3 protein-coding genes are annotated in these 2,463 nt (G+C 66.4%); all 3 read left to right on the top strand.

Features of this window, described 5'->3' with window-relative positions:
- Positions 1-1,023, top strand: a 1,023-nt coding sequence (locus tag J2X19_RS25880) for an NAD(P) transhydrogenase subunit alpha (RefSeq protein ID WP_310377339.1), incomplete at its 5' end; no start/stop codon positions are given.
- A gap of 38 nt (positions 1,024-1,061) precedes the next feature.
- Entirely contained in the window at positions 1,062-1,388 is a 327-nt protein-coding gene (locus J2X19_RS25875; RefSeq protein ID WP_310377337.1) for an NAD(P) transhydrogenase subunit alpha part 2, read from the top strand.
- Positions 1,385-2,463: NAD(P)(+) transhydrogenase (Re/Si-specific) subunit beta (locus J2X19_RS25870; protein ID WP_310377335.1), on the top strand; the 1,079-nt coding region annotated here is incomplete at its 3' end. The genes J2X19_RS25875 and J2X19_RS25870, both read left to right, overlap by 4 nt.

The raw sequence follows: 2,463 nt of genomic DNA, 5'->3' as shown, positions 1-2,463 counted from the left end.
CAAAGCGGTGCCGGCATCGCCGCCAGCGTGACCGATGCCGCCTATACAGCTGCCGGGGCCGAGATCGTGGACGCCGCCGGCGCCTTCGGCTGCGATCTGGTGCTCAAGGTACGCAGCCCCTCGGACGCCGAAGCCGCGCTGATGCGCCCCGGCACCACCCTGGTCGGCATGCTCAACCCCTTTGACGCACCCGGCCTGGAGCGCCTGGCCGCCGCCGGCCTGACCAGCTTCGCGCTGGAAGCTGCCCCCCGCAGCAGCCGGGCCCAGAGCATGGACGTGCTGTCCAGCCAGGCCAACATCGCCGGCTACAAGGCCGTCATGATGGCTGCCGACACATACCAGCGCTTCTTCCCCATGCTGATGACCGCCGCCGGCACCGTCAAGGCCGCCCGCGTGGTGATCCTGGGCGTCGGCGTCGCCGGCCTGCAGGCCATCGCCACCGCCAAGCGCCTCGGCGCCGTCATCGAAGCCAGCGACGTGCGCCCCAGCGTCAAGGAACAGGTCGAATCCCTGGGTGGCAAGTTCATCGAAGTGTCCTACGACACGCCGGAAGAGAAAGAAGCCGCCGTCGGCGTCGGCGGCTACGCCAAGCCCATGCCGCCCAGCTGGCTGGCGCGCCAGCAGATCGAAGTCGCCAAGCGCGTGGCCCTGGCCGACGTGGTGATCTCCACCGCGCTGATCCCCGGCCGCGCCGCGCCCACGCTGATCACCGAGGACATGGTGAAGAGCATGAAGCCCGGCTCGGTGATCGTCGACATCGCCGCCGGCAAAGGCGCCAACGGTGGCGGCAACTGCCCGCTGTCCGAAGCCGACAAGACCGTGGTCAAACACGGCGTGACCCTGATCGGCGAAACCAACCTGCCAGCCCTGGTAGCGGCCGACGCCTCGGCCCTGTACGCGCGCAACCTGCTCGACTTCCTCAAGCTGGTGCTGACCAAGGAAGGCACGCTGAACGTCGACATGGCCGACGACATCGTCGCGGCTTGCCTGGTGACCCAGGCTGGCGCGGTAACCCGCAAATAACAACGACAAGCCACAAAGACAAGAACAAGGAGCAAGACATGGACATTCTTTCCCCGACGATCACCAACCTGATCATCTTCGTGCTGGCCATCTACGTGGGCTACCACGTGGTCTGGACCGTCACCCCGGCCCTGCACACGCCGCTGATGGCGGTGACCAACGCCATCTCGGCCATCGTCATCGTCGGCGCCATGCTGGCGGCTGCGCTGACCGAAACCACCTTGGGCAAGACCATGGGCGTGCTGGCCGTGGCGCTGGCGGCGGTCAACGTGTTCGGCGGCTTCATGGTCACCCGGCGCATGCTGGAGATGTTCAAGAAAAAGGACAAGAAGGCACCCGCGGCTGAGCAAGGAGCCGGCAAATGAGCATGAATCTCGTCACGCTGCTGTATCTGATCGCCAGTGTCTGCTTCATCCAGGCGCTCAAGGGTCTGAGCCATCCCACCACCTCCATCCGCGGCAATCTGTTCGGCATGGTGGGCATGGCGATTGCCGTGCTGACCACGGCGGCACTGATCGTCAAGCTGGCGCAGGGCAACCTGGGTGGCATGCTGTATGTGCTGGTCGGCCTGCTGGCCGGCGCCGCCTACGGTGCCTGGCGTGCCAAGACGGTGGAGATGACCAAGATGCCCGAGCTGGTGGCCTTCTTCCACAGCATGATCGGCCTGGCGGCGGTGTTCATCGCCGTGGCGGCCGTGGCCGAGCCCTATGCCTTTGGCATCGTGGCCAAGGGTCTGCCGATCCCGGTGGGCAACCGGCTCGAGCTGTTCCTGGGCGCGGCCATCGGTGCGGTGACCTTCAGCGGCTCGGTGATCGCCTTCGGCAAGCTCTCGGGTACCTACAAGTTCCGCCTGTTCAAGGGCGCGCCGGTGGTGTTCCCCGGCCAGCACAAGCTGAACCTGGTGCTGGGCCTGGCCACCATAGCGCTGGGCCTGGTGTTTGCGGCCACCGAGAGCTGGCCGGCCTTCTTCGCCATGCTGGCACTGGCCTTTGTGATGGGTGTGCTGCTGATCATCCCTATCGGCGGCGCCGACATGCCGGTGGTGGTGTCGATGCTGAACAGCTACTCCGGCTGGGCCGCGGCCGGCATCGGCTTCAGCCTGAACAACAGCATGCTGATCATCGCCGGCTCGCTGGTCGGCTCCTCGGGGGCGATCCTGAGCTACATCATGTGCAAGGCCATGAACCGCTCGTTCTTCAACGTGATCGGCGGCGGCTTTGGCGGTGATGCAGCGACTGCAGCGTCCGGCGCGGCCGTGCAGCGCGCGGTCAAGAGCGGCAGCGCCGACGACGCAGCCTTTGTGCTGGGCAATGCCGAAACCGTGGTCATCGTGCCCGGCTACGGCCTGGCCGTGGCGCGCGCCCAGCATGCGGTCAAAGAGCTGGCGCAAAAGCTCACCGACAAGGGCATCATCGTCAAGTACGCGATCCACCCGGTGGC

This window comes from Rhodoferax ferrireducens (assembly GCF_031458075.1).
Taxonomy (GTDB): Bacteria; Pseudomonadota; Gammaproteobacteria; order Burkholderiales; family Burkholderiaceae_C; genus Rhodoferax_B; species Rhodoferax_B ferrireducens_A.
Note: the sequence above shows the minus strand (reverse complement) of the source record. Positions and strands in the feature narration are given on the sequence as shown.